A 25,801-nucleotide genomic window follows, 5' to 3' on the forward strand; every position below is an offset into this window, starting at 1 on the left:
GTCATCCCGCCAGGAAGCCCGTCTCCCGTGCCCGGGCCAGCATTTCGTCGAAGGCGTCATCGGATGGTGCCGCAGTGGTCGGAGCGCCGCCGGGATCCATGATCCTGGCGTATTCCCGACCGGCGAGCAGGAATTCGGCCAGGCTCATGCGGCGGACTTCGAGCGGCGAGAGCCCGACCGCGAGGGCCTGCCCGGTGAAGGCCGCGACGTCGATCCATCCGTCCCTTCGCCCGCCGCGGCTTCGGCTTTTCCCTCCGGCTCCTCCGACGCTTCGGCGACGCCGAAATAGGCGGCCGAGATGACGGCCTGCGCCGTCGCCAGATGGTTCGCCGGATCGCGTGGATCGGCCAGCGGATGGCCGTCGACATAGGTCTCGATCAGCTCCCGCGCCCGCACCGCGGGCAGGCCACCACCGATCAGGCCGAGCCGGAGGGTCTCGACGATGTCGCCGGCGTACCAGCGGCGCTGGATCAACAGCCGCTGCGCGATCTCGCCCAGCCCGACGCCGCACAGGCGCTGCAGCTCTTCGATCTGCTTGAGCTTGAGGGCGAAGAGATGGGTGCCGTCGCCCCATCTCAGCTCGATTTCGGCGGCGACGTTCGGCTGGCCCGCCATCAGGTCGCCGCCGTCCAGGCCGGCTTGCCGTTCAGGGTGATGGCGATCTGCACCGTCGCCCGCTGGCCACGCTGGGCGGTGACCTGGTAACTCGTCAGGATGCCGGGCGCCTGGTAGTAGCCGCCGAAATCCGCCGCGGTGACGTCGTACATCCAGCGAACGTTCTTCTCGGCGCCGGAGAACGCCCACTCCTCCCAGGTCTTGCGGGCGGTGCGGTCGAGCACGCCCTGGCCGCTCAAGGTCATCTGCAGGGCGGTGATGTCGGTGATCTTCCAGGCCGGGTCATCCGGATTGTCGCAATCCGGGATCACGGTCTCGTTGGTGTCGGTGGCAATGGTCATGCCCAGCTCGGTCAGGCCGCAGGGCGCGGCGAAGACCTCGGTCGGGGTCGCCCCGCTACCGAGCAGGATCATCACATCGCTGAACTTGAAGGTCTTGGCCTGGGCCATCGGGATCTCCTCGAACGAAAAGACCCCGCACAAAGGCGGGGCCGGGCATGCCAGCAGGCATGAGTGGGGACGCTACTGCGCCGCGATGCTCTCGAACTCGACGACGCCGTGAGTGACGCCCTGCTCCGCCGGGTCGTCGAGCGTGAGGGTCTGCCGCCATTGCAGCGACAGGACGGTGCCGCCGGCGATGGCGAGATCGGCCTCGTCCAGCGCCGCGACCACGGCTGCGGTCAAGGGTTCGACCGATCCGCGGCCATGGCCCTTGACGAAGGCGTCGACCTGCAGCTGGACCAGGCTGCCCTGCACCCCACCCGTCGCCTCCCATGGGGATGCGATCGTGGTGGTGCAGCGCAGGAAGGGATAGGCCGGAGCGGCCGAGACGTAGTCGTAGACGCGGGTCCCGACCAGCGCCGCCACGCCGGAATCGGCCTGCAGCGCGGCGACCACGGCGCGGCGCAGCGGGCCGGAGAGGTCACGGCCGCTCATGCGGGTCGTCCTTCGGCTTGGGGATGCGCCGGCCGGCACCGGCGGCTTCCGCGGCATCGGCCGTGGCGGTCGGGACCAGCAGCGTCGTTCCCGCCCGGTAAGCCAGGGCGAGACGGCGCGACGGCCGGAAATCGAAATCGGCAGTGAAGCAGATCCAGGGCACGGTTCGGTCTCCTGTTCGGGGGGCCGCGAGGACCGGGACTTCACGCATCCTCCACACCGCGGCGGGCGGCCTGGACGATCCGCTCGACCACCTCCATCCGCTTCTTCGCGGTGGCGGGCCGCAGATAGGGCCGCGCCGCCACGCGCGAGGTGCCGAATTCGAGATCCGCGGCATAGGGCGCGGCCGCCACCACATCGACCGCGAGCTCGCCCCGCCGTTCCACGGCGATGCTGTGTTCGAGCCGGCCGGTGTCGGCGTTCGGCGGCTCGCCCGGCTGCGACGGCACATGGCCCGGTCCCCGCACCGCGTCGATGGTGATGCTGGTCACCGCTTCGGCCGCGACCAGTTCCGCGGCCGGTACCAAGGCTTGGCCGACCCGGGTGCGAACGGTCTGGCCGATCCGCTTCAGGCGTCGGATATGCCGGTCCGCGCCGGTGACGTGGGCCATCAGGCCGGCATCCCGGTCAGGACCCAGGCAGCCCCCGCCGGATCGCGCTCGACGGCGCCGATCCGCCAGCGGCCGCCGGCCAGGGTGATCTCGTCATCCGGGGTCGGCGCCGCAGCCACCCCGGCCTGCAGCACGATCAGCCGCGCCGCCCGGTCCGGGATGCCCCAATCGGCGCGCTGCCGGTCGGTGACGTTATCGCGATGGCCCTTGACCGGGACATCCGTGAACACCGGCGGCAGGATCACCTGTCCGTCGACATCCTTTGCCGCGACATGCAGCGTGCCGTCAGGCAGCAGCGGCGTGAAGGCGGTGCCGAACACCGCCCGGAGCGTTCCGTTGAGCAGGCCCATCACACCACCGACACGGCCGGAACGTTGCGCTGCATCAGCTCGAGGAAGCGGCGGCCATAGCCGGTCGAGTCGAGTGTGCCCGGCTCGGTTCCGGCGTCGTCGCGGCGTTCGAGTTCCAGCTGGCCCGATTTCATCCGCCGGAACCCGCCGCCTGCCACCGCCGCGGCCTCGGCGCCGCTGCCCTGGCCGTCCAGCGTCAGGATGTGCGCCGCCAGCAGCAGCCGGCCGAGGCGGATGTCCGCCTCGCCGGCCCAGCTGCCGTCGACCTGCAGGGCGGCCTCGTCCAGCGCCGCCTGGACCACGGCATCGGCGACGGCGGCGAAGTCCGGAAAGCGGACCTTGAGCTCGGCGGGGGTCGGAGCCGCCATGGTCAGGCCCCCCGCCCGAGCATCCGGGCCAGCTCGGCCTCGGCCTCGACTTTGGAGAAGGGGCCGGCCTGCAGCACCTCGCCGTCAACACCGACGATGTGATACTGGCCGAAGCGCTTGTGAACCACGGTCGGGGCATCGGGATTGCGCGGCCGGTCGGCCCAGGCCAGCAGCCCGGCCTCGACCTGCTGCCTGGCATTGGCGATCTCGGCCTCGGTCAGGTCGAGATCGGCGACGGCGCCGGGCTCGATCAGCCTTGCCTGCCCCTGGGCGTAGAGGAAGCGCGGCCCCGGCGAGATGTTGGCGATGCGCATGACGCGCGTCCTCCGACGAGAGAGAAGCAAAGCCTGTTCGAGGATGCATTTGGGGCGAGTCGGGTGGCGGTGGTTTCGAGAACCGGCGCGCAGCGGACATGGTCGTCCGTGAGCACCGGAAGCGCAGAAACCGCCGCCAGACGGCCGCCCCGGGCGCATCATCGAGCGGGCGGATCAGATGCCGTCGCCGTAGCGGAACGCCTTCGGCCGCCGGATCTCGACGCCGCCGGTGCGGAAGATGCCGGGCACGTCGAACGCCAGCGCGCCGGACTGCCACGGCGCCTGGAAGCGGTGCGGCATCGGCAGGTGCAGCTTCACCACCTGAGGGTCGCGGCGATAGCCCACCATGCGGGCGCTGGACCCGGCGCCGGCGGTTTCCAGCCCGCGCACCGCGCGGATGGTCAGCGGTGCGCCGGTGATGGCGGTGTAGGTGTTGTTGCGGCGCAGATGCTCGAGGATGGTGACGTCGCTGGTGGCGGTGCGCGCCGTGGTGGCGATGTAGTCGAACTGCGTCACCGGCAGCAGCAGGGTGTCGGCCATCTCGACGGTCAGCGACCCGGTGTAGACTCCGCCCAGCAGCCCGTTGATGTCGCGCAGGATCTGGTCCGGGGTCTTGGCCGACCACAGGGTCGAGGCCCCGGCGCCGTCATTGGCGACGTTGCCGGCGAAGACGTTGGCGTCGTTGATCAGCCCGGTCCAGCCCTTGGACACGCCGCTGGGCGGCACGCCGCGCAGCGCCACGCCGTCCATGAACTCCTCATAGGCGCGCACCGCGGCGGCGGCACGGTCGGCCGACAAGTTCAGGCCGGGGATCATCATCGCCTGGCCCAGTTCCTCGGTCGTGTAGCGATAGCCGATGGCCGCCAGCTCCACCGGCTGTTCGCTGCGGTTGCGCTCGACATCCGCCAACGGGACGTCCTTGGCCAGGGCGTTGTGCCACGCCGCCTGGCCCAGCTTGTCGGTGGAGAAGAAGGTGACGCTCTTGGCCCAGGGGTTGGCCGAGGTGTCGACCGGCACCAGGCTGGGATACTGAATGTCGGGGTACTGGATCTCGTAGGCCTGGGCCTCGATCTGGCTGGTCTGGGCGACGAGGAAGCCCAGCGCCTGCTGAGCATCGAATGCGAACATGAGGGGGTCGCTCCTTGAGGGGCTGGGCGATCGGATGGTGCGGGAGGGGGTCACGCGGCCGGCAGGGCGCCGCCGAGCCGCAGCACGGCAAGGCCGCCGGCGCCGGCAGCGGTCATCCAGCGGGCCCCGGCGACGGCGAAATTGGCGCCATCGGCGGCGACGCTGGACAGCACGCCGGTCGCAGCGGCGAAGGTGACGTCCTGGCCGGCCGCGACGGCGCCGCCGACCACGACCCAGATGTCGCCTTCGGTCAGCACCGCGATGCTGTCGTTCAGCAGGTAGCGGTCGGCCGGGCTGGAATCGAGGGTGACGTCGCGGATCGAGATGCCGACGAAGCCGGCGGCCGCGGCGGCGCCCAGCACCGCGCCCCTTGCGGCGGCGCCCTGGCCGACGGCGACGCCGAACGGAATGCCGCCGGCGGTCTCGACGATGCGGGTGTCGCCATCGGCGTTGGTCATGTTGGCGACCAGCCCGGCGACGCCGGGCCGGAGGGTTTCGCTGTAGCTGCTCTGCGCGACGGCCATGTCCGTCTCTCCTTTTGCTGAAGCTGACTGCTGAAGCTGGGCGGCGGATCGGGCCGCATCGGAACTCAGGGGGCCGGATCGGCCGGGTTGCGGGGCTTCCAGGCCTGGGCCAGCCGGCCGTCGCGCCGGCGCAGCGCCTCGGCCCTGCGGTCGCCCGGCAGTGGCCGGTCGGCCAGGACTTGACGCAGCGGATCGGGGTGCCGCGGATCGGGCGTTGTCGCGGGGACCAGCACCCGGAAGGCGCCTTCGATCGCCGCGTCGGTCATCTCCTGCGCCGCGGCCTCGCCGATGCGGGCGGCGACGGCGGCGCGGCGGATCTCCGCCCCGCTTCGCCCTTCGATTGCCAGCCGGTCGCCGGCGATCCGGCGGGCATCGGCCACCAGCGCGGCGCGGGCGGCCGCGGCGGCATCCAGCCGGGCCGGGGTCAGCTCGGCGTCGCGCAGCCGGGCGGCCAGGGCGGCGATCTCGCCGTCCTTCGCCTCGGCCGCCTGGTGCAGCGCCGCGATGTCGGCCTGGAGGGTGGCCACCGTCGGCGCCGCCGGCGGGGCCGCCCCGCCGGTCCAGGCGTCGCCGATGCGGCAGGCGGGGCCGGCGCGAGCGGCGTCGACCACGGCCAGGTGGTTGGCGCGGATGCGGCGCTGCACGGCGTCATAGGCCTGGCCGCCCGCGGTGGTGCCGGCGGTCCAGTCGATCTCGGCGGAATAGCCGACGCTGAGCTGCCGCCGGCCGGCGGTGACGGCGTCGATCGCCGCCCGGTCCATCAGGATCAGCGGCACGCGGATGTAGTCGCCGTCGCGCGCCACCTCGCCGCCGACCTGGCCGACGCCATGCGTCTTCCAGTTGGCGGCGGTGACCGCCTCGGCCGGATGGTCGAGAGTGACCGGCCGATGCGCCATCGAGGCCATGGCGTCGGCCGCGAAGACCTCGTCCTCGGGCCGCCAGACGCGAACGGCGGCGAGGTCCGGCCGCCCCATCTCGGCGCCGCTGTAGGTCTGGACGCCGGTGCGGGCGATGCGGGCGGCGGCGACCAGATAGCCGTCGGCCGTGGTCCGGCTGTCGCCGACCAGCGTCACGTCGTCGGTGATGAGCATGGGATCTCCCGTGATGGCAGGTCGTGGGATCGAACGGCGACCCCAGCCTCTTCAGTTGTCATCACCGGGCTTGACCCGGTGGTCCAGGGACTATGGAGGACGGCGCCGGCTGCCCCTGGATTGCCGGGTCAAGCCCGGCAATGACGGAAAAGGGCAAGATGGACCGTCGAAAACACCGGTCAGATCAGGTCGTCGACGCCCTGACCTCCATCTCCGCCTCCTCCACCGACTGGGCGTCGAACTCGGCATAGGCGGCCTCGATACCGGGGTAGAGACCGTCCTCGACCACCTGGTTGCGCACCGCCCGGCCCAGCACCTCGGGCGGGATCAGCCCGGCCGAGGCATAGACGGCGGTGGTCTCGGCCTTGGTCTTGGCCACGGCCGCACGCTCGACCGCGCCCAGCTGCCACAGCGGCGCCCAGTCGAAATGGATCTCCGCCGGCCGCTCGCCGAGCGCACTGAGGATCAGCGCCTCGTCCAGCCGGCGCAGGGCCGGGCCCAGCACCACCCGCTGCTCGGCCGCGATGCGGTCGTAGTAGTTGCGGATGTCGCCCTCGCCGGTGGCGTTCAGCCCGGCCGGGGCCTGGCCCAGCAGGCGGGTGGCCGGGATGTCGGCGGCGCCGGCGGCGACCTGCAGATATTGCTGCATGATCTCGGGCAGCTGGGCGAAGCTCAGCTGTTTGCGGTCCCACTCCTCCTCCTTGTCGATCACCAGGGCGTTGACCAGCCCCTTCATGGTGTTCGCCAGGGTGAAGCGGTCCACCAGCTTGGCGGCGTAGTCCTGGCTCGACAGGCTCTGCGCCAGGCTGGGAATGCGGATGACGTCGAGCTTGGCCTCATGGATCAGCGCCGCCACGCCCTGGGTGGCGAGGCCGGCCTGACGGATGGCGTCCATCACCGCCTGCAGCACGCTGTCGCCCCAGCCGTCGGCGCCTTGCGCCGCCCAGTCCGGCAGTTCGGCACCCAGCAGGCGGATCACCCGGCTGGGATGCAGCCGCACGCTTTGACCCGCCCTCCTCTGACCAGCCCCGCTTTGGCCGCCCCCACTCTGACCAGCCGACGCCACCTGGTACCAGGCGGGCTCGCCGAACAGCGGCGACAGCACGTCGCGTTCGATCTCGCCGGGCGAAATCTCCCAACGATGCATCACATGCAGGTAGCGCAGGGCCCCGAGGCCGATCGGCGGCAGCGGCTGCGACGGGTCGGCATCGCCCGCGCCCAGCACCAGCGCGGCGCCGCCGTACAGCCGCGCCAGCCGCAGCGCGCGGGCGACCTTGGCCTGCAGGCCGAGCCGCGCCTCCTCCGCCTCGATCGCCGCGATCTGCGGCGGGGCGGCGTGCCAGCGGCGCCATTCCCGGGTCATGTCGAAGGGCGGCACGTCGATCACCTTGCGGGCGATCCAGTCGCCGCGATAGGCGGCATCGAGTTGCCCGCGATCCTGGGAAAAGAGCCCGAACCGATCATGGGCGAGCTTGTCCTTGGCCGAGAACAGCCCGGCGACGACGTTGGTCAGCGTGTCCAGCAACAAGGCGGGCCTCCGAAATCCCGGGCCCATCCGGCCCGATGGTCGCGTTGCCTCTCCCGCGAGCGGAGAGGTCACGCCGAGACTGCGATCAGACCCAGCTCGGCGAGGTGTCGTAGATGCCCCGGCGCTGGCCTTCGACGGCGCAGCGCAGGGCGTTGATCACATGGTTCTCGCGTCCCGCAGCAGCGGCAGGATCTCGCCGGTCCGCTGGTCGGTGCGGCAGCTGTACAGGCGCCAGCTCGTCGATGATGCGGAAGCGCCCGCCGCGGCGAGCCGGGCGGGCGCATCTGTCGGACTGTGACATAACCATGCCACGCGACGCGGCTTCGGTCAAGAACAAAAAGCGAACATCTTAAAAAATCAGAAACCGGCCCGGGCCGGCTCATCGGTCCCGGTCAGGCGGTAGTGGTCGGCCAGGGTCTTCAGCCCGTCCTCCAGCACGCCCATCACCTTGTCGCGGTTGCGGCCCTGCTGCTCCGCCACCACCGACACGTCGTACTCGTAGCAGCAGACCGCGACCACCACCGCCCCGACATGCGCCCCGAGGCAACGCAGCGCCGTCCTGTAGGCCGCCAGGGTGTCGAGCTGGACCTCCCCCGGCGTCCGCGTCATCGCCGTGCCGCGAATGCCCGGCGGCAGCTCGCCGTCGCGGTTCTGCGCCCCCAGCACGCCGATCTCGAACTGGCCGCGCAGCGTCTGGCCGGCAGAGTGCATACGCCGGCTGATCGAGCCACGGGCGATCAGCCGGTCTATGGGCGCCTGCACGAGACGGCCGACCGGGGCCCCCAGCGCCGTGCTGATCGGCCGATCGACGATGCCGGCGGCGTGCCGGGCCCGCTCCGGCGTCTCGCGCATCACCGCGGCCGAGGGCTTCTGTCTGGTTCTGTCCTTCGCCATCACCCCTCCGCGGCCGGTTCAGGTCGTCATCATTTGGGCGGCGCAGCCGGTCAGCGAGCGCCGGACATAGGGCGCGCCGATCCGGGTGGCCGGCCCTGATGGTTCGCGCAGCTCGTGCCGGGCGAAGTCGCGGCGGGCGACCGCGGCGTCGTAGCTGGCCGCGCTCTCCGGGGTCGGTCGGGGCCAACCCTCCTGCCCGGCCCGCCGCCGCTCCATCGCCTGCCCCAGGGCCAGGAGGCGATCCGGACTCGGCCGGATCGGCCGCCGCCCCGTGCGCTGGCCGGTGGCGACGACCTCCAGGACACGGTGGCGCTGCGCGCCGATCACGGCGATCCGCCCGGCGGTCTGCAGCCGCCGCAACTCATAGCTGATCAGGCCGGGATTGTTGCCGATGCGGTGCCCGCCAGCCCGCAGCGCCCGGGTCAGCTCGGCGCACGAGGGCGTGACCGTGCCGGCCGCCGCCGCCGCGGCCACGAGGGCGAACAGCGCCTGGCTCCGGTCGCTCAGGACCGGCGGCCTGCCGGCACGGCCGCTCATGCCCCGGTCCCCGGCGCCGGCGTGGCGGCGGCGTTGACGAAGGCGAAGCCCGATCCGGTCGCCAACAAGCAGGCGGTGCCGTTGGGCTGGACGCCGAGCACGGTGAAGGTGGCGCCGTCGGCCGAGGCCAGGACCTCAATGACGAAGCCCTGGTCGGCCAGCATCCGGGCCACCGGGGCCTCGTGGTAGCGCTCGTTCAGCGAGGCGGCGATGATCTCATAGGGTGCGCAGGGGCTCTGCTGCGGGGCCTGCGCGGCCGCCGGGACGGCGAGCAGGGCGAGGCCGAGGATGGGGCCGGCGGCGCGGCTGGACAGGACGGATGCGAAATTCATCGGACGGAACTCCTGCAAGGGCGGTCTGCCGGGCCGCAACGGATCGGGACGAGGAAGCGCGGGTGGGGCTAACCGGCCGCCCCACTGAGCAGCACCAGGGCCACGGTCAGGCCGAGCAGCGCGGCGACGGCCAGGGCGTCGAGCAGCCGAGAATCCATGGTCGGCCTCCGGGTTTGGTGGCGGGACATCGGCGATCGGCCATATCCAGATCGAGATGTTACACATATTGGGAAATATCGACAAGCCGATATTTCCCATTTTGGGGAATGACATTTATCTCAAAATGCCTGATAGTCCCCAAAATGGGGAACGGATTGAAACGACTGCGCCTGGCCAGGGCCTGGACGCACGAACAGGCGGCGGAGGCCATGGCCATCTCGCGCAGCCAGTTCATCAAGCTCGAGCGTGGCGAACGCCGGCTGACCGCGGACTATATCCGGCAGGCAGCCGAGGCCTTCGGCGCGGGCGAGCTCGAGGTGATGGGCGTGGCCGGCACCGTGCCGCTGGTCGGCAAGGTCGGCGCCGGCGCCGAGGTGCATCTGTTCGATGGCGACGCGTCGTCGGAGCAGATCGACGAGGTCGACGCCCCGCCCGGCGCCGACGAGACCACCGTGGCGGTGATCGTCGCCGGCGATTCGATGTTCCCGCGCTATCTCGAGCGCGAGACCATCTACTACCGCCGCGCCGACGCCTCAGCCGACCCCACCAGCCTGATCGGGCGCGAGGTGGTGGTCCGCCTGGCCGACGGCCGCACCTTCGTGAAGGTGCTGCGCCGCGGCTCCAGCCCCGGCTACTTCACCCTCGACAGCTACAACGCGGCGCCGATGGAGGATGTCGTGGTCGAGTGGGTGGTCCCGGTGAAATGGGTCAAGCGCGACTAGCGGCCGGCCCGCTGCGACGCCTTTTTGAGCAATCCGTCGTTCAACGTCCCCGCGCCGATCGACTTCGCGACGCCCGACGCCGTTCAGCCGACCCTCTCTACTTTTCAGTGTTTGTTCATATTTCCCATTTTGGGGTTGTTTTAGATACACAAAACGGGGATTCTCCCTTGTGTCTGCGATCTGGCTTCCGGGAAGCGCTTCGGCGGCTCGCCGGGATGCCCGCTTCCGGGGAGGGGTCATGTCGCCGAGCCAGCGCCTGCTGCAGATCATCTCGGCCAACCGTCCTCGGGTGCATGGCGGGCTACGCGGCGGGTTCGAATTGCTGGCCGGCCCGACCACGCCGCAATTCTGGAAGCGCAAGGCGGCGGAAGGGCTGGTCTGCCTGCGCGAGAACCGCAGCGCGCTGCGGGCCCTCGGCGTGACCGACGGCGCCGGGCCTGCCCGCAGGCTGGCCGCGGTCCGCAGCTTTCGGCTCAAGGCCGCGGCGCTGGTCCGAGCTGTCGCGGAGTAGGCGATCGCGGGACGATCGCCACATATTGCAACATTCCCGGACACCCCTCACACTCCATTGATGTCCAGCCCCCTCCCCCCCTCCAGCCGGGCGCTCGCGCCGCGCCGGCACGACGAGATCCTCCGGCGGCTCGCCGCCGATGGCTCGGTGTCGATCAGCGCGCTGGCGGAATTCTTCGACGTCTCCCGCGAGACCATCCGGCGCGACATGAAGCAGCTGGCCGATGGCGGCCGCCTCGATCTCGTCCATGGCGGCGCCACCCGCCGCGAGGGCCAAGAGCCGGCACTGGCCCAGCGCAGCACGGAGAATGCCGAGGGCAAGGCGGCGATCGGCCGGACCGCGGCAGCCCTGGTCGAGGACGGCATGGTGGTCTTCCTCGATTCCGGCACCACCACCCTGGCCGTGGCCCGGGCGCTGGGCGAGCGCCGGAATCTGACGATCTGCACCGTCGGCCTCACCATCGCCCAGCTGCTGTGCCACATCCCGGGGATGCGGGTGCATCTGCTGGGCGGGGAGATCGACCCGCGTGAGGAGGCCACCAGCGGGATCGATGCGCTGGAGGCGATGGCCCGCTTCCGCATCGACATCGCCTTCCTCGGTGGCGGCGGCCTGTCGGCCGATGGCGAGGTCACCGACTACACCCGCGCCGGGGCGGAGCAGCGCAGCCGGATGGCCGCCGCCGCTGGCCGCGCCTATTTCGTGCTCGACCACGGCAAGTTCGGCCGCCTGACCCCGCTGCGCATCCCGCGGTTCGAGGCCGCCACCGGCCTGATCGTCGACGCGCGCCCTCCCGCCCCAACGGCTGAGGCCTTGGAGCGGAAGGGGCTGGAGCTGATCATCGCATCGCATTGATGTTGCATTTTGTTGCATTTCCTGTTGATTTCTGACCGACGCGCCTTATCCTGACGCCGCCCCTCGCAGCGGAAGGTGCCTCATGGCGCATGATCTCCCCACCCACGCCCGTGCCGTCATCATCGGCGGGGGCATCGTCGGCTGCTCCGTCGCCTACCACCTGACCAAGCTGGGCTGGCGCGACGTCGTGCTGCTGGAGCAGGGCACGCTGTCCTGCGGCACCACCTGGCACGCCGCCGGCCTGGTCGGGCAGCTGCGGTCGCACCAGAGCCTGACCCGGCTGATCCGCACTTCGACCGAGCTCTATGCCGCGCTCGAGGCCGAGACCGGGCTGGCCACCGGCTGGAAGCAGTGCGGCTCGCTCAGCGTCGCCCGCACCGCCGAGCGCATGACCCAGCTGAAGCGCACCGCCTCCGCCGCCCGGGCCCAGGGCGTGGCGATCGAGGTGCTGACCCCGCGCGAGGCCGGGGAGATGTACCCGATCATGCGCACCGACGACCTGGTCGGCGCGGTGTGGCTGCCGGGCGACGGCAAGGCCAACCCGACCGACATCACCCAGGCGCTGGCCCGCGGCGCCCGCGACGGCGGCGCCCGCATCATCGAGAAGATCCGGGTCACCGGCATCCGCACCAGGAATGGCGAGGTCACCGCGGTCGAGACCGACCAGGGCACCGTCGTCTGCGGCAGCATCGCGATCTGCGCCGGCCAATGGTCGCGCAAGGTCGGCGAGATGTGCGGCGTCAGCATCCCGCTGCATTCGGCCGAACACATGTACATCGTCACCGGCAAGATCGACGGCGTGCACCCCGACCTGCCGGTGATGCGCGACCCCGACGGCTACGTCTACTTCAAGGAAGAGGTCGGCGGGCTGGTGATGGGCGGCTTCGAGCCCGACGCCAAACCCTGGGGCATGGACGGCATCCCCGACAAGTTCGAGTTCCAGCTGCTGTCGGATGACTGGGACCAGTTCGAGATCCTGATGACCAACGCACTGCAGCGGGTGCCGGCGCTGGAGACCGCGGAGATCAAGACCTTCCTAAACGGCCCGGAGAGCTTCACCCCGGACAACAACTTCCTGCTGGGCGAGGCGCCGGAGGTGCGCAACGTGTTCGTCGCCGCCGGCTTCAATTCGATGGGCATCGCCTCGGGCGGCGGCGCCGGCCGGGCCCTGGCCGAATGGATGGTCGGCGGCGAGCCGTCGCAGGATCTGTGGCCGGTCGACATCCGCCGCTTCGCCCGCTTCAACAACAACGCGCAGTGGCTGAAGGACCGGGTCAAGGAGACGCTGGGCCTGCACTACGCCATGCCCTGGCCGAACCGCGAGCTGGACACCGCGCGGCCATTCCGGCGGTCGCCGCTGTACGACCGGCTGGTCGCCAAGGGCGCGGTGTTCGGGTCGAAGATGGGCTGGGAGCGGCCGAACTTCTTCGCTTCGCCCGGCACCGAACGGCGCATCGACTATTCCTTCGGCCGCCAGAACTGGTTCGCCGATGTCGCGGCGGAGCAGCGGGCGGCGCGCGAGGGCGTGGCCGTCTTCGACATGACGTCCTTCGCCAAGTTCCTGATGCAGGGGCCGGATGCCGAGGCGGTGCTGCAGCGCCTGGGCGCCAACGACATCGCCGTGCCGGTCGGCCAGACCGTCTACACCCCGCTGCTGAACAGGCGCGGCGGCTTCGAGAGCGACCTGACCATCGCTCGGCTGGCCCGCGACACCTTCCTTCTCGTCACCGGCACGGCGCAGGCGACCCGCGACGCGCATTGGATCCGCCGGCAGATCCCGGAGACGGCCCGCGCCGTGCTGACCGACGTGACCTCGGCCCATGCCGTGATCGGCGTGATGGGCCCGCAGTCGCGCACCCTGCTGCAACGGGTCAGCGGCGCCGCGCTGGACGCCGCGGCATTCCGGTTCGGCGCCATCCGCGAGATCGGCATCGGCCACGCCACCGTCCTGGCCGCGCGCCGCAGCTATATGGGCGAGCTGGGGTGGGAGCTGTACGTCCCGACCGAATTCGCCGCCACGATCTACGACACGCTGGGCGCGGCCGGGGCCGATCTCGGCCTCAGGGACGCCGGCTATTACGCCATCGACACCCTGCGCATCGAGAAGGGCTACCGCGCCTGGGGCCGCGAGCTGACGCCGGACGACACGCCCTGGCAGGCCGGCATGGGCTTCGCGGTCAAGCTCGACAAGGGCGTCGACTTCATCGGCCGCGCCGCGCTGGTCGAGGCCAAGGCGGCGGCGCCGTCGCGGCGGCTGGTCTCGTTCCTGGCGACGGAGGCGGAGACGCCGATGGCCTGGGGGGGCGAGCTGATCCTGGCCGACGGCGCCCCGTTCGGCGAGGTCACCTCGGTGGCCTATGGCCATGCGGTCGGCGGCCTGGTCGGGTTGGGCTGGGTCAAGTCGAACGGCCGCCCGATCGACGAGGCCTGGCTGGCGCAGGCGCGCTTCGCCATCGACATCGCCGGCGAAACCGTCCCGGTGCGCTGCAGCCTGAAGCCGTTCTACGACCCCGAGAGCAAGCGCCTGCGGAGTTAAGCCGGCGCCCGGCTGGTCTCGAACAGCGCCATCACCAGGCGCGACGGCGGTCGGTCGCCGAGGCGGACCAGCGCCTCGACCATCTCCGCCTGCGAATCCGCCAGGGGGATCGGGACGATCCGCGGGTCGCCGTTGAACTCGGCCCGGGTGATGACGCCGATGCCCAGCGCATTGGCCACCGCCTCCTCCAGCGCCTCTCGGCCCTCGACCAGCATCGCCGGGTCGACCTGCAGGCCGTGGCGGGTCAGATCCTCCTCCAGCAGCCGCTGGGTCACCGAACGCGATTCGCGGAAGATCACCGGCTGGCCGGCGAATTCGGCCAGCGTCACCGCGGCCCGCCCGACCCAGAGATGGTTGCGCGGCACGATGGCCACGATCGGCTCCCGCCGCAGCACCTGCGACACCAGCCGGCCGTCGACCAGCAGCGCCGCCGTCACCGCCGCATCGGCCTCGTAGTTCAGCACCCGCTCCATGCATTCCTGGGCATTGGCGATCATCAGGTTGACCAGGATGCCGGGATAGCGCTCGCGGAAGGCGGCGATCAGCTTGACCGCCAGGTCGGGCGCGTCGGCGGCCAGGGTCAGCGATCCCGAGATCAGCGTGCCGGCCGAGGTCAGGATGTCCCGCGCATCCCGCTCGAAGGCGAAGAACTGCCGCGTCACGTTGAACAGGCGCCGGCCGAGCGGAGTCGGCTCCACCGTGCGGGCCCGCCGGTAGAACAGGGTCACGCCGAACTCCTGCTCCAGCCGGCGCACCTGGTCGGAGATTGCCGGCTGCGTCAGGTGCAGCGCCTCCGCCGCCCTGGAGAAGCCGCCATGCTCGGCCACGGCGTGGAAGGCGCGGAGCTGCGCGTACTGCATGTCTCAACCCTCTAGGCCGGCCGCCATCACATATAAGTCACATCGATATGATAATCTTTTTTATCGATTTTACAGATGCACGGTCCTGCCACAGAGTCCAGCCCGTCAGCGCCAATCTGGAGGAGACACCCAGCTCATGACCGCGGTCGAGCCCCTCTCGGGAATTCCGTTGCCGGCACCGGCCGGTGGTGAGCCCTATCTCCTGACTCCCGGCCCCCTGACCACCGCCCGGTCGACCAAGGAAGCGATGCTGGTCGACTGGGGCTCCTGGGACGGCGAATTCCGGGCCCTGACGGCCGAGCTGCGGCGCCGCCTGGTCGAGATCGCCGGCGGTGGCGACGCCTACGACTGCGTCCCGCTTCAGGGCAGCGGCAGCTACGCCGTCGAGGCGATGCTGGGCAGCTTCGTGCCGCGCGACGGCAAGGTGCTGGTGCTGATGAACGGCGCCTACGGCCAGCGCATCACGCGGACCCTGGGCTATCTCGGCCGCGCCCATGTCACCCTCGACAAGGGCGACTACCTGCCGCCGCGCGGCCACGAGGTCGGGGCGATGCTCGACGCCGATCCGGCGATCACCCATGTCGTCGTGGTCCATTGCGAAACCAGCTCCGGCATCCTGAACCCGATCGAGGAGATCGCGGCGGCGACGGCGGCGCGCGGCCGCAAGCTGCTGATCGATTCGATGAGCGCGTTCGGGGCCGCGCCGCTGGACGCCGCGACCCTCGGCTACGAGGCGATGGTGTCCTCGGCCAACAAATGCATCGAGGGCGTGCCCGGCTTCGGCTTCGTCGTCGCCCGCAAGGATTCGCTGGCCGCGGCCAAGGGCAATTCGCACTCGCTCAGCCTCGACCTGCACGACCAGTGGGCGGTGATGAACAAGACCGGCCAGTGGCGCTTCACGCCGCCGACCCATGCGGTCGCGGCCTTCCTCGAGGCGCTGCGCCTGCATGCGCTGGAAGGCGGCCAGCCCGGCCGGCTGGCGCGGTACACCCGCAACCGCGACACGGTGGTGGCGGGGATGCGGGCCCTGGGCTTCGAGACGCTGCTGGGCGACCGCTTGATGTCGCCGATCATCGTCACCTTCTTCGCCCCGGCCGACCCGGCCTTCCGCTTCGACCGGTTCTACGCGCTGATGAAGGACCAGGGCTTCATCATCTATCCCGGCAAGCTGACCGTGGTCGACAGCTTCCGCATCGGCTGCATCGGCCAGCTGGACGAACATGTCATGCGCCGCGTGGTCGCCGCCGCGGACCAGGCCCTGGCGGCCATGGGCGTCGCCACCGCCGCCCCGCCCTCCTCCGCCCTCGACGAACGCAAGCTGCAGGCCGCCTGAGATGAACACCATGACCCCGACCCTGGCGCGCAGCACCGGCGTCCCCACCATCACCGTCAACGGCCGCGACTATGCGATGCCGAAGCGGGCCGCCGTCGCCATCTGCGTCGATGGCTGCGAGCCCGCCTATCTCGACGCCGCGACCGAGGCCGGGCTGATGCCGGCACTGCAGGCGATCCGGCAGAAGGGCACCAGCCGGCACGCCCACAGCGTGATCCCCAGCTTCACCAACCCGAACAATCTGTCGATGGCGACCGGCCGCCCGCCTTCCGTGCACGGCATCTGCGGCAACACCCTCTACGACCGGGAGACCGGCGAAGAGGTGATGATGAACGACCCGAAGTTCCTGCGGGCGCCGACCATCTTCCAGGGCTTCTACGACGCCGGCGCCCGGGTCGCGGTGGTCACCGCCAAGGACAAGCTGCGCGCCCTGCTGGGCCACGGCCTGCGCTTCGACGACGGCCGGGCGGTCTGCTTCTCCTCCGAGCGGTCCGACCGCACCACCCTGGCCGAGCACGGCATCGACAATGCCAGCGAATGGCTCGGCCGCGCCGTGCCCGAGGTCTATTCGGCGGAGCTGAGCGAGTTCGTCTTCGCCGCCGGGGTGCGGCTGCTGGCCGACTTCCGGCCCGACGTGATGTACCTGACCACCACCGACTACATTCAGCACAAATACGCGCCGGGCGATGCCGAAGCGAACCGCTTCTACGCCATGTTCGACCGCTATCTCGGCCAGCTCGACGCCCTCGACGCCGCCATCGTCATCACCGCCGACCATGGCATGAAGCCGAAGCACCTGGCCGGTGGCGCGCCGGACGTGATCTATGCGCAGGAGCTGCTCGACGGCTGGCTCGGCAAGTCCGTGGCCCGTGTCATCCTGCCGATCACCGACCCCTATGTGGTCCATCACGGCGCGCTGGGCTCCTTCGCCACAGCCTATCTGCCGGAGAGCGTCGACCGCGCCGCGGTGCTGGCGAAGTTCCAGGCCGTCGACGGCATCACCGTCGCCATCGGCCGCGAGGAGGCCTGCGCCCGGTTCGAACTGCCGCCGGACCGGATCGGCGACATCGTCCTGGTCTCCGCCGAGAACAAGGTCATCGGCACCAGCGCCGACCGGCACGACCTCAGCGCGCTGAAGGAGCCGCTGCGGTCGCATGGCGGCCTGACCGAGCAGGTCATCCCCTTCATCGTCAACGGCCGGCTGCCCGACCTCGGCGACGCCCCCGGGCTGCGCAACTTCGATGCCTTCCAGGTCGCGACCCGCCTCGCGGCGGTGTCCTGAAGCGAGGGGAACGAGCATGTCCACGGTCACCCCACTGACCTTCAAGCCCGCGGCCGAGCGGCCGCTGCGGCGGGAGAAGATGCGGATCGCCGGCCGGTCGGTCGGCACCGACGAGGTCATCGAGATCCGCTACCCCTACACCGGCACCCTGGTCGGCACCGTGCCGGCGGGCCGCGCCGAACATGCCCGGCAGGCCTTCGCCGCCGCGGCGGCCTACAGGCCGAAGCTGTCGCGCTACGAGCGCCAGCGCATCCTGTTGCGCACCGCGGAGCTGCTGGCCGAGCGGCGGGACGCGCTGTCCCACCTGATCACGCTCGAGCTCGGCATCTCGAAGAAGGATTCGCTCTACGAGATCGGCCGCGCCTTCGACGTCTTCACTCTGGCCGGCCAGCTGGCGATCCTCGACGACGGCCAGACCTTCTCCTGCGACGTCACCCCACACGGCAAGGAGCGCAAGATCTACACGCTGCGCCAGCCGGTCGGCGTGATCTCGGCCATCACCCCGTTCAACCATCCGCTGAACATGGTGGCGCACAAGGTGGCCCCGGCGATCGCCACCAACAACTGCGTGGTGTGCAAGCCGGCCGAGGCGACGCCGCTGACCGCCATCGCCCTGGCCGACATCCTGTACGAGGCCGGGCTGCCGCCGGAGATGTTCCAGGTCGTCACCGGCTGGCCGGCCGAGATCGGCGACCAGATGATCACCGACCCGGACATCGCCCTGATCACCTTCACCGGCGGCGTCGCGGTCGGCAAGATGATCGCCTCGAAGGCCGGCTACAAGCGCCAGGTGCTGGAGCTCGGCGGCAACGACCCGCTGATCATCCTGAACGACCTCGACCCCGACGACCTCGCCCGCGCCGCCGACCTGGCGGTGCAGGGCGCCACCCGAAACTCCGGCCAGCGCTGCACCGCGGTGAAGCGCATCCTGTGCCAGCAGGGCGTCGCCGACCGCTTCGTGCCGCTGGTGTTGGAGCGTGCCAGGCGGCTGCGCTTCGGCGACCCGATGGACCCGGCCACCGATCTCGGCACCGTGGTGAATGAGCACGCCGCGGCCACCTTCGAGCGCCGCGTCCATGACGCCGCCGAACTGGGGGCCGAGGTGCTGTACAACCCCGGCCGCAAGGGCGCCCTGCTGCCCCCGATCGTGGTCGACCGGGTGCCGCATGAAAGCGAGCTGGTGATGCAGGAGACCTTCGGCCCGGTGATCCCGATCGTGCGGGTGCCGGATGACGACATCGCCACCATGGCGATCTCGAACTCCACCGCCTTCGGCCTGTCCTCGGGCGTCTGCACCAACCGGCTCGACCGCATGGTCGCCTATGTCAACGGGCTGGATGTCGGCACGGTCAACCTGTGGGAGGTTCCGGGCTACCGCACCGAGATGTCGCCCTTCGGCGGGATCAAGGATTCCGGCAACGGCCACAAGGAAGGCGTGGTCGAGGCGATGAAGAGCTTCACCAATGTGAAGACCTACTCGCTGCCCTGGGCCAGCTGACCCGGGCCTGACCCGGAGACCTCAGCCGACGTGGTCCCAGACGTTGTCCTGCGGCTGATAGCCGATCAGCCGGCGCGTGGTCTCGATGTCCCACGGCATGCCCGAATTGGCCGACATGCCGTTGACCACGATGCCCGGCGCCGGCCAGCCGGCCGCATCGGCCACCAGCGCGCGCTCGATCACCGCCAGCAGGTCGCGGTTGGACAGCCACATGTTGCGGAACCAGCGCAGGTTGCGCACCTCGTCCGGGTCGGCCCCGGCCGCGCCGCCAGGGACGCCCGCGGCGCTCAGCGTCTCCGGCAGGTTCGCGCCGGGCTGGCACCAGCCGATGCGCACGCTGACGGTGGTGAACGCGCCGCCCGACAGCGCCGCGCGCGCATTGCAGATCCGCTCGCCCATCAGCTTCGACGCGGCATAGCCGAAGTCCTGCACGGTCTGCTGGCCGTTGAACCACCGCGTGCCGGGGCCCGGCGGCAGGTCGGTGCGCAGCCCGCCCGCCTCCAGCCCGTCGGCCAGCGGCGGGTCCTTGTACTGCCCCATCACATGGTTGGACGACGCGAACACCAGCCGCCGGACGCCGGCCTCGGCCGCTGCCCCGACCAGGTTCGCCGTCATGTCGAACGACGCCGCCGCCTCCGCCCAGGACGCATCGGGCAACGGGTTCTGCGCGGCGAGATGGACCACGGCGTCGACGCCCTGCAGCGCCTCGCGCCAGCGGCTGTCGAGCGGGTCCGTCAGTTCGGCCTCGACCGGCCGCACCCGCGGATCATCGGCAGCCGGCGCGTGGCCCACGCGGTCGACGGCGACGACACGCTCGCACCAGTCTCCCGCCAGCAGATGGGCCGTCAGCTTGCGGCCCAGATTGCCGCCGGCACCGGTGATGAGGACGCTTTGCGGCATCGAGAAACGCTCCGACTGCACGCCGGCGACGCAGCCGGCGACGCGTACTGGACCACACCCGATGCGTGCTGAGAAGGCGTCCGCGACGCAGATTGGCCGTGTCAGAACGCCTGGTGGCGCTTCACCACGGGCTGGCGGTCCAGACCTTGCCAACCGAGCTGCGGCAGGATGTGATCGATGGTGTCCTGGAGGATCTGCTCGTAGTCGTGAAGTTCGAACTCGTAGGGCAGTTCCAGCCGCAGCTCCCGGACTTCGGCGAGGACGGGGTCCCGTGCCAGGGCGTCGAGGATCTGGTCGGACGTCCCGACCAGATCCGGCGCGAACAGCGTCCGCCGCTCGCCCTGGGGCTTCAGGGTGCGCTCGTGGCGGCTGGCGGCAAACTCCGCGTATCGGGCCCGGGTGCGCGCATCGGCGCTGTCGGTGGGCACGATCACCCGGCCCAGGGCCACGCGCGCCGGGCGCAAACCCCGGTAGGCGGCGCGATAGGCGTCGAGCTGGCGCCGCTGGGCCACGAAGAAGTCGTCGGTGTCCTCGCCGGAGGTGACGTTGCCGATCAGCAGGTTGAGGCCGCTGCGGCCGACCCAGCCGGCCGAGCGCAGCGACCCGCCGCCGTACCACAGCCGGTCGACCAGCCCCGCCGCATGCGGCTGCAGCCGCGGCCGATGGCGGCCGGCAGCATTGACGATGACCCGGTCGGGATCGCCGAGATACGTCCCGCGCAGATTCTCGGCCAGGCGCTCCACCCGGCCATAGGACAGGTCGTAGCCGGTCCAGTCGCCATCGAAGACGCGCGGGCCCAGCAGGTCGGCATGCGGCGGCACGCCGGCGCTGAGCCCGACATTGAGACGGCCGCGCGACAGCACGTCGACGGTGGAAAGATCCTCGGCCAGGCGGTACGGGCTTTCATAGCCGATCTGGATCACCGCGGTGCCGATCTGGATGCGGCTGGTGCGCTGGCTGGCGGCGGCCAGGAACACCGACGCCGACGACACGCCGGGTTCGAGATGCCGCTGCCGGACCCAGGCGCTGTCGAAGCCGAGGTCTTCCCCGAAGGCGAACAGGCGCAGCGTCTTCTCCAGCCCGTCATGGGGGGCGTCGTCCGGGTAGCTGCCCGGGGTCAGGAAGCCCGCATGGTCGAGGGTGATCGGGAATGATCCCATGATCCGGTCCTTGTCGCTGGGTAGGGCTGGGCGGGCGTCAGAATTTCGGCAGGCCGGGCGGGTTGGTCTGGGCCACGTCCACCGCCTCCTCACCCAGGCTCCAACGGGAGAGCGCCTGGGCATATTTGCCGTCTGCGATCACCGCATTGATCGCCGCGGTGAAGGGGGCCGCGAGGCCGCTGCCCCGGCGCGTGGTGATGCCGACCTCCGCCGCCAGCGGCCAGCCTGAGCTGACGGTCCCGACCGGCTTGAGATGGCCGTTCCGGGCGGCCTGGTAGGCCAGGGCGGAGTTGACGCTGAACTCCGCATCGACGCGGCCGGACTGGATGACCAGCGGCCAGGCGGCCACGTCCTCGTAGTACAGCAGGTCGGCGGCGGCGAGGCCGGCGGCCAGGTTCTGCCGGTTCCATTCCAGCAGGATCCTCTCCTGGTTGGTGCCGGGGCTGGTGATGATCTTGAGGCCGGCGATGTCCTTCGGCTCGCGGATCGCCTGGATCGGGCTGTCGGATTTCACGTAGAAGCCGTGCAGGCCCTTGCGGTAGGTCGAGAAGTCGAAGCGCTGCTTGCGCTCCTCCGTCACCCCGACATTGGACACGACGGCGTCGAACTTGCCGGAGACCAGGCCCAGCGGCCAGTCCTCCCAGGCGATCGGCACCAGCACCAGGCGCCGGCCGAGGACATCGGCGACCAGCTGGATCAGGTCGGGGTCGGCGCCGACCACGGTCCGCGCATCCGTGGCATAGGTGGCGATCGGCGGCGTGCTCGGCGCGACTGCGATGGTCAGGGCCCCGTCCTCGACGAATTTGAAGTCCTTCGGCAGGGACGCGGCGATCGCGTCGTCCTTCTGCGCCCGAACGCGGTCCGGCTGCTCCGGGCTGAGGTCGAAGGTCTGGGCCGAGGCCGCGCCGCCGAACCCCAGGGCGACGAAGAGGACAGCGATCGCGGCGGCTGCCGCCTTCCTGGAAACGGTCACACCCAATTCTCCCTCGCAAAACTGTGATGGTCCCGCCCGACCAGGCCGAAAGCGCCATCACATATACAATCTCAATTGACAGTTTGAAAATACATATGCGCAATAGTGATGTGAATCTTGATAATTATGCAGTTTAAATATGTTCTATAAGCCCTCTTCGGTGGTCGTGGCGTGCGGCGCCGAACCGCGCCGCCCGGGCGTGGTGCCGGCGCCCGAGCCGTTCCGCGGCGGGCCGCTGCGGCGCCTGCCCGCCCGGCTGCACCCCGATTCCATGGCAATCCCCTTCCGACATCGAGCTTCCCGCGAGGCCGCATGACCACCCGCGACGCCGAGATCGAAACCAGTCCCCGGATCCTTCCGGTCCCCAAGGCCGCGGAGCCGCAGGTTCGCTGGCCGGACCCGGCCAGGCCGCGCGACTATTCCGGCCATCGGATCATCGGCGCCCGCCATCCCGGCCGCCTCGCCGGCACCCTGTTCGCGGCGGTCGTCATCATCGCCGTGCTGCAGTCGATCCTGACCAATTCGCGCTGGGAATGGGACGTCTTCGCCGAGTGGTTCTTCGCCGAGCCGGTGATCAGCGGGCTGGGCCGCACCCTGCTGCTGACGGTCATCGGATCGGCGCTGGGCTTCCTGCTGGGCACCGCCCTGGCCCTGGCGCGGGTCTCGAAATCGCCGCTGCTGTCGGGCCTGGCCTGGGGCTATATCTGGCTGCTGCGGTCGATCCCGCTGATCGTGCTGCTGCTGATCCTGTTCAACCTCGGCTACCTCTACGAGACGGTCTGGCTGGGCATCCCCTTCACCGACGTCGTCTTCGCGGAATACCCGACGGTCGCGCTGCTGGGGCCGTTCGCCGCCGCCATCCTGGGCCTCAGCCTGAACCAGGCCGCCTTCTCGGCCGAGATCATCCGCGGCGGCATCCTGTCGGTCGACCAGGGGCAGCTGGAGGCCGCCGCCGCGCTGGGGCTGCCGCGGTCGCGCCAGGCCCTGCGCATCGTGCTGCCGCAGGCGATGCGGGCGATCCTGCCGACCGCCTTCAACGAGATCATCGGCCTGGCGAAGGGCACGTCGATCATCTACGTGCTGGCGCTGCCGGAGCTGTTCTACACGGTCCAGGTGATCTACCGGCGCAACCTCGCGGTCATCCCGCTGCTGATGGTCGCCACAGTCTGGTACCTGATCATCATGACCGGCCTGTCGGTCCTCCAGTTCTATGTCGAGCGCCATTTCGCCCGCGGCGCGCTGCGCACCCTGCCGCCGACGCCGATCCAGCGGCTGAGGGCCTGGCGGGCCGGCCGCGTGGCCGCTCCGGTCCCGGTGGAACTCGAGAACCACAACCCCCTCCCCTTGCCCACCGTCGTGCCGAAGCCGGCCATCCCCGCCCCGGCCGCCTGGCAGCAGCCGACCGGCGCCACCGGGGAGGTGCAGATCCATCGCGTGTCGAAGAGCTTCGGCGCCCTGAAGGTGCTGGACGACATCAGCCTGACCGTCCCGTCCGGCGATGTGACGGTGATCCTCGGCCCCTCCGGCTCCGGCAAGTCGACGCTGCTGCGCAGCATCAACCACCTGGAGAAGGTCGACAGCGGCTTCGTCACCATCGACGGCGACCTGCTCGGCTACCGCGAGAAGGGCGACACGCTGTACGAGCTGAAGGAGGCCGAGATCCTGAAGCGCCGCGTCGATGTCGGCATGGTGTTCCAGACCTTCAACCTGTTCCCCCACCTGACCGTGCTGGAGAACGTGATCGAGGCCCCGGTCACGGTCCGCCGGCAGTCGAAGGCGGCGGCGACGCAGGATGCCCTGGCCCTGCTGGCCCGGGTCGGCCTCAGCGACAAGGCCCATGCCTATCCCCGCCGCCTGTCGGGCGGGCAGCAGCAGCGCGTCGCCATCGCCCGGGCGTTGGCGCTCAAGCCCAAGGTGCTGCTGTTCGACGAGCCGACCTCGGCCCTCGACCCGGAATTGGTCGGCGAGGTGCTGGACGTCATCCGCGACCTCGCCAGGTCCGGGACGACGATGGTCATCGTCACCCACGAGATCGGCTTCGCCCGCGAGGTCGCCGACACCGTGGTGTTCATGGATTCCGGCCGAATCCTGGAGCAGGGCCCGCCGTCGCAGGTGTTCACCGCGCCGAAGCACGCCCGCACCGCCGAGTTCCTGGCCAAGGTGCTCTAGCCCCCTTCCCGGACCACCGGGTTCTTCACGCCGCCGCGTGCCGTCCGCGTCACCGCGGCCGGTTCCAACCGCCTCAAGACCAGGAGTCACACCATGTCCATCCGCCGGAACGCGGCAGCCGCGGCCATCGGCATCGCCGCCCTCCTCACGGCCTTCGGCGCCGCCGCCCAGACCAAGGCCTTCGACCTCAGCCCCGAACAGGCCGGCCGCGTCCACACCACCAGGATCGATGCCGCCGCGGCCTCCATCCCCGCCGGCTTCAAATTCGTCAAGGACGGGGTCTTCACCGTGGGTGTCAGCGTCGGCGACCCGCCGCTGAACACCTATGCCACCGACGCCAAGACCGTTATCGGCACCGATGCCGACCTCGCCTCGCTGGTGGCGGAAGGCCTGGGCCGGAAGGTGGAGTTCGTGCCGGTGGCCTGGGACGACTGGCCGCTGGGCCTGACCTCCGGCAAGTTCGACGCCGTCATCAGCAACGTGACGGTGACCGAGGAGCGCAAGCAGCGCTTCGACTTCTCCTCCTACCGCCAGGACGTGCTCGGCGCCCATGTCGCGCTGAACAGCCCGATCAAGTCGATCAAGGAGCCCAAGGACATCGCCGGGCTCAAGGTCATCGTCGGCGCCGGCACCAACCAGGAAAAGATCGTGCTGGAATGGAATCGCCAGAACGTCGCGGCCGGCCTGAAGCCGGCTGAATTCCTGTATTTCGAAGACAATGGGGCATCCTTGCTCGCCCTCCAGTCCGGCCGCGCCGATGTGGAGGTCAACCCGAATTCCCGCCTGGCCTATTCCGCGGCCGTCGGCGGCAAGACCCGCCAGGTCGGCGTCATCAACGGCGGCTGGCCGCTGACGGCGGAGATCGCGATCACCACCCGCAAGGGCAGCGGCCTGGCCGACGCCCTGACGGCGGCGATCAACGGGCTGATCGCGAACGGCAAATATGCCGAGGCGTTGGCCCGCTGGAACCTGACCGCCGAGGCCGTCGCCCAGTCCCGGACCAACCCACCCGGCCTGCCCAAGGTCTAAGTGCCCAGCCAGCGGCCGCGGCCCTTCTGGCGTCGCGGCCGCCCTCACCCGTCCCGCACAGGCATGACCGAGATGACCGACAGCTTCCTCTACACCAGCCCCCTGGACCCGCAGGCGCAGCCGCTGATCCAGGCCCTGACCCAGGAATACGAGACGCGCTACGGCGACTATTGGGGCGCCGGGGACGGGATCAAGGAGATGAACCGCTATCCGGCCGAGCTGTTCGCGCCGCCGGACGGCAATTTCCTACTGCTGCTGCGCGACGGGGTCGCCATCGCCGGCGGCGCCTTCAAGCGCTATGACGACACCACGGCGGAGATGAAGCGGGTCTGGACCCATGTCGACCTCCGCCGCCAGGGCCTGGCGCGCCGGGTGTTGCAGGAGCTGGAGGCCCAGGCGGCGCGACAGGGCTACACCCAGCTGTATCTCACCACCGGCTTCCGCCAGCCGGAGGCCGCCGGCCTCTATCTCCGCTCCGGCTACACCGCGCTGTTCGACACCGCGGTCGACCCAGAGATCCACGGCACGCTGCCGTTCAGGAAGGCCCTCGGCGTGCCGGCCCCGGCGGTTCGCCGGACGGCGTGACTCCG

The 25,801-nt window shown here is 70.4% G+C and carries 30 protein-coding genes; 10 read left to right on the plus strand and 20 right to left on the minus strand.

Annotated features, from left to right (window positions below; all coding sequences use genetic code 11):
* Position 1: 1 nt before the first annotated feature.
* From E9232_RS12480 to E9232_RS12555, 16 genes are all read right to left on the minus strand, one after another.
* Positions 2 to 148: a hypothetical protein gene (locus tag E9232_RS12480; RefSeq protein WP_309794387.1), complete on the minus strand. Its 147-nt coding sequence runs from the start codon at positions 146 to 148 to the stop codon at positions 2 to 4.
* Entirely contained in the window at positions 145 to 615 is a 471-nt protein-coding gene (locus tag E9232_RS12485) for a gene transfer agent family protein (RefSeq protein WP_309794388.1), read from the minus strand. The genes E9232_RS12480 and E9232_RS12485 overlap by 4 nt, the downstream gene beginning before the upstream one ends.
* The gene (locus tag E9232_RS12490; RefSeq protein WP_309794389.1) at positions 615 to 1,064 is read right to left on the minus strand and encodes a phage tail tube protein; all 450 of its coding nucleotides are present in this window, start codon (positions 1,062 to 1,064) and stop codon (positions 615 to 617) included. The genes E9232_RS12485 and E9232_RS12490 overlap by 1 nt, the downstream gene beginning before the upstream one ends.
* Positions 1,065 to 1,136: 72 nt before the next feature.
* Complete coding sequence (locus E9232_RS12495) at positions 1,137 to 1,550, minus strand: DUF3168 domain-containing protein (RefSeq protein ID WP_309794390.1); 414 nt, start codon at positions 1,548 to 1,550, stop codon at positions 1,137 to 1,139.
* On the minus strand, positions 1,537 to 1,713 hold the full coding sequence (locus E9232_RS12500) for a hypothetical protein (protein WP_309794391.1): 177 nt from the start codon (positions 1,711 to 1,713) through the stop codon (positions 1,537 to 1,539). The genes E9232_RS12495 and E9232_RS12500 overlap by 14 nt, the downstream gene beginning before the upstream one ends.
* Before the next feature lie 40 nt (positions 1,714 to 1,753).
* Entirely contained in the window at positions 1,754 to 2,161 is a 408-nt protein-coding gene (locus E9232_RS12505; RefSeq protein ID WP_309794392.1) for an HK97-gp10 family putative phage morphogenesis protein, read from the minus strand.
* Positions 2,161 to 2,511 (minus strand): hypothetical protein, encoded by a 351-nt coding sequence (locus tag E9232_RS12510; RefSeq protein WP_309794393.1) that lies wholly within the window; start codon positions 2,509 to 2,511, stop codon positions 2,161 to 2,163. The genes E9232_RS12505 and E9232_RS12510 overlap by 1 nt, the downstream gene beginning before the upstream one ends.
* Positions 2,511 to 2,879, minus strand: coding sequence for a DUF4054 domain-containing protein (locus tag E9232_RS12515; protein WP_309794394.1), 369 nt, complete (start codon positions 2,877 to 2,879; stop codon positions 2,511 to 2,513). Before E9232_RS12515 ends, E9232_RS12510 begins: the two co-directional genes overlap by 1 nt.
* Before the next feature lie 2 nt (positions 2,880 to 2,881).
* Positions 2,882 to 3,193 (minus strand): hypothetical protein, encoded by a 312-nt coding sequence (locus tag E9232_RS12520; RefSeq protein ID WP_309794395.1) that lies wholly within the window; start codon positions 3,191 to 3,193, stop codon positions 2,882 to 2,884.
* A 174-nt stretch (positions 3,194 to 3,367) separates the two neighbouring features.
* Complete coding sequence (locus E9232_RS12525) at positions 3,368 to 4,321, minus strand: DUF2184 domain-containing protein (RefSeq protein ID WP_309794396.1); 954 nt, start codon at positions 4,319 to 4,321, stop codon at positions 3,368 to 3,370.
* A 50-nt stretch (positions 4,322 to 4,371) separates the two neighbouring features.
* The gene (locus E9232_RS12530) at positions 4,372 to 4,845 is read right to left on the minus strand and encodes a structural cement protein Gp24 (protein ID WP_309794397.1); all 474 of its coding nucleotides are present in this window, start codon (positions 4,843 to 4,845) and stop codon (positions 4,372 to 4,374) included.
* Between the two features lie 65 nt (positions 4,846 to 4,910).
* On the minus strand, positions 4,911 to 5,936 hold the full coding sequence (locus E9232_RS12535; protein ID WP_309794399.1) for a DUF2213 domain-containing protein: 1,026 nt from the start codon (positions 5,934 to 5,936) through the stop codon (positions 4,911 to 4,913).
* Positions 5,937 to 6,120: 184 nt separating this feature from the next.
* The gene (locus E9232_RS12540; RefSeq protein WP_309794401.1) at positions 6,121 to 7,464 is read right to left on the minus strand and encodes a DUF1073 domain-containing protein; all 1,344 of its coding nucleotides are present in this window, start codon (positions 7,462 to 7,464) and stop codon (positions 6,121 to 6,123) included.
* Positions 7,465 to 7,821: 357 nt separating this feature from the next.
* Positions 7,822 to 8,358 carry a DUF6456 domain-containing protein gene (locus tag E9232_RS12545; protein WP_309794402.1) on the minus strand — a complete coding sequence of 179 codons (537 nt, stop codon included), beginning with the start codon at positions 8,356 to 8,358 and terminating at the stop codon, positions 7,822 to 7,824.
* Between the two features lie 18 nt (positions 8,359 to 8,376).
* On the minus strand, positions 8,377 to 8,895 hold the full coding sequence (locus tag E9232_RS12550; protein WP_309794404.1) for a hypothetical protein: 519 nt from the start codon (positions 8,893 to 8,895) through the stop codon (positions 8,377 to 8,379).
* Entirely contained in the window at positions 8,892 to 9,227 is a 336-nt protein-coding gene (locus E9232_RS12555; protein WP_309794405.1) for a hypothetical protein, read from the minus strand. Before E9232_RS12555 ends, E9232_RS12550 begins: the two co-directional genes overlap by 4 nt.
* A 314-nt stretch (positions 9,228 to 9,541) precedes the next feature.
* Between E9232_RS12555 and E9232_RS12560 the strand changes: the two genes are divergently transcribed.
* The 4 genes from E9232_RS12560 to E9232_RS12575 all read left to right on the plus strand — a co-directional run bounded on the left by E9232_RS12560 (position 9,542) and on the right by E9232_RS12575 (position 14,007).
* Positions 9,542 to 10,108 carry a LexA family transcriptional regulator gene (locus tag E9232_RS12560; RefSeq protein WP_309794407.1) on the plus strand — a complete coding sequence of 189 codons (567 nt, stop codon included), beginning with the start codon at positions 9,542 to 9,544 and terminating at the stop codon, positions 10,106 to 10,108.
* 238 nt (positions 10,109 to 10,346) lie between these two features.
* Entirely contained in the window at positions 10,347 to 10,619 is a 273-nt protein-coding gene (locus E9232_RS12565; protein WP_309794409.1) for a hypothetical protein, read from the plus strand.
* Positions 10,620 to 10,679: 60 nt separating this feature from the next.
* Positions 10,680 to 11,471 (plus strand): DeoR/GlpR family DNA-binding transcription regulator, encoded by a 792-nt coding sequence (locus E9232_RS12570; RefSeq protein ID WP_309794410.1) that lies wholly within the window; start codon positions 10,680 to 10,682, stop codon positions 11,469 to 11,471.
* An 82-nt stretch (positions 11,472 to 11,553) separates the two neighbouring features.
* Positions 11,554 to 14,007: a GcvT family protein gene (locus tag E9232_RS12575; protein WP_309794412.1), complete on the plus strand. Its 2,454-nt coding sequence runs from the start codon at positions 11,554 to 11,556 to the stop codon at positions 14,005 to 14,007.
* On the opposite strand, the gene E9232_RS12580 is transcribed toward E9232_RS12575, so the two are convergent.
* Positions 14,004 to 14,867, minus strand: a complete 864-nt coding sequence (locus E9232_RS12580; protein WP_309794414.1) for a LysR substrate-binding domain-containing protein — start codon at positions 14,865 to 14,867, stop codon at positions 14,004 to 14,006. The genes E9232_RS12575 and E9232_RS12580 overlap by 4 nt on opposite strands.
* Positions 14,868 to 15,003: 136 nt before the next feature.
* Between E9232_RS12580 and E9232_RS12585 the strand changes: the two genes are divergently transcribed.
* Genes E9232_RS12585 through phnY form a run of 3 tightly spaced genes read left to right on the plus strand, consistent with a single transcriptional unit; the run spans position 15,004 to position 18,980 of the window.
* Positions 15,004 to 16,200: a 2-aminoethylphosphonate--pyruvate transaminase gene (locus tag E9232_RS12585; protein WP_309794415.1), complete on the plus strand. Its 1,197-nt coding sequence runs from the start codon at positions 15,004 to 15,006 to the stop codon at positions 16,198 to 16,200.
* Position 16,201: 1 nt separating this feature from the next.
* Complete coding sequence (gene phnA / locus E9232_RS12590; protein WP_309794417.1) at positions 16,202 to 17,482, plus strand: phosphonoacetate hydrolase; 1,281 nt, start codon at positions 16,202 to 16,204, stop codon at positions 17,480 to 17,482.
* A 16-nt stretch (positions 17,483 to 17,498) separates the two neighbouring features.
* Positions 17,499 to 18,980, plus strand: a complete 1,482-nt coding sequence (gene phnY, locus E9232_RS12595) for a phosphonoacetaldehyde dehydrogenase (RefSeq protein WP_309794419.1) — start codon at positions 17,499 to 17,501, stop codon at positions 18,978 to 18,980.
* A 21-nt stretch (positions 18,981 to 19,001) separates the two neighbouring features.
* On the opposite strand, the gene E9232_RS12600 is transcribed toward phnY, so the two are convergent.
* The 3 genes from E9232_RS12600 to E9232_RS12610 form a co-directional block, all read right to left on the minus strand.
* The gene (locus tag E9232_RS12600; protein ID WP_309794420.1) at positions 19,002 to 19,880 is read right to left on the minus strand and encodes an NAD-dependent epimerase/dehydratase family protein; all 879 of its coding nucleotides are present in this window, start codon (positions 19,878 to 19,880) and stop codon (positions 19,002 to 19,004) included.
* A 101-nt stretch (positions 19,881 to 19,981) separates the two neighbouring features.
* On the minus strand, positions 19,982 to 21,040 hold the full coding sequence (locus tag E9232_RS12605; RefSeq protein WP_309794422.1) for an LLM class flavin-dependent oxidoreductase: 1,059 nt from the start codon (positions 21,038 to 21,040) through the stop codon (positions 19,982 to 19,984).
* A gap of 37 nt (positions 21,041 to 21,077) precedes the next feature.
* The gene (locus E9232_RS12610) at positions 21,078 to 22,013 is read right to left on the minus strand and encodes an ABC transporter substrate-binding protein (protein ID WP_309794424.1); all 936 of its coding nucleotides are present in this window, start codon (positions 22,011 to 22,013) and stop codon (positions 21,078 to 21,080) included.
* A gap of 312 nt (positions 22,014 to 22,325) precedes the next feature.
* Here E9232_RS12610 and E9232_RS35900 point away from each other — a divergent pair, with 312 nt between their 5' ends.
* From E9232_RS35900 to E9232_RS12630, 3 genes are all read left to right on the plus strand, one after another.
* Positions 22,326 to 24,182 (plus strand): amino acid ABC transporter permease/ATP-binding protein, encoded by a 1,857-nt coding sequence (locus E9232_RS35900; RefSeq protein WP_445351985.1) that lies wholly within the window; start codon positions 22,326 to 22,328, stop codon positions 24,180 to 24,182.
* A 93-nt stretch (positions 24,183 to 24,275) separates the two neighbouring features.
* Complete coding sequence (locus E9232_RS12625; protein ID WP_309794425.1) at positions 24,276 to 25,211, plus strand: ABC transporter substrate-binding protein; 936 nt, start codon at positions 24,276 to 24,278, stop codon at positions 25,209 to 25,211.
* A gap of 72 nt (positions 25,212 to 25,283) precedes the next feature.
* Positions 25,284 to 25,796 carry a GNAT family N-acetyltransferase gene (locus E9232_RS12630; protein ID WP_309794427.1) on the plus strand — a complete coding sequence of 171 codons (513 nt, stop codon included), beginning with the start codon at positions 25,284 to 25,286 and terminating at the stop codon, positions 25,794 to 25,796.
* The last annotated feature ends 5 nt before the right edge of the window (positions 25,797 to 25,801 follow it).

The sequence above is a fragment of the Inquilinus ginsengisoli genome, assembly GCF_031453975.1.
GTDB classification, from domain to species: Bacteria; Pseudomonadota; Alphaproteobacteria; order DSM-16000; family Inquilinaceae; genus Inquilinus; species Inquilinus ginsengisoli_A.